The sequence below is a fragment of the Mycobacterium sp. P2_H7 genome (genome assembly GCF_056403275.1).
The window spans coordinates 1-361 of record NZ_JBFUFU010000086.1 but is presented as its reverse complement, the minus strand read 5'-3'; the positions used below and the strand labels follow the sequence as shown (position 1 = coordinate 361).

Here is a 361-nt window from a genome sequence, read left to right as displayed (position 1 = left end):
GGCCGCCAGCGCGATCAGCAGGACCGGCCGCACAATCGTCCAGCGCGAGGCGCCGGCGGCGTTGATGACGGCCAGTTCCGAATCGGAGTTCATGACGCTGAGCGTCTGCGCAACCGCCACCACCAGGGCGAACGGCACCACGATCGGGATGATAGTGGGGATGATGAGGGCCGCGACCTCGAAGAAAGTCAGCGCCGATTGGCCGCTGTCGGTGACGAGGTCGATGCGGGCGAGCACCTGCGTCGTCCAGACAATGGCCAGTGTCCAGATCAGCGCGGCGAGAAACACCGCCAGCGCGCGACGCATGATGTAGCGTTCAACGACCTTCATGTAAGGCTTTTCTCGATTTGCCGAACGGCAT

At 63.7% G+C, this 361-nt stretch carries 1 protein-coding gene; it reads right to left on the bottom strand.

Annotated elements, in window-relative coordinates; all coding sequences use genetic code 11:
* A partial coding sequence (locus AC1DY7_RS31475) for an LptF/LptG family permease (protein ID WP_477497675.1) occupies window positions 1–330 on the bottom strand: 330 nt, incomplete at its 3' end.
* Window positions 331–361: the final 31 nt, after the last annotated feature.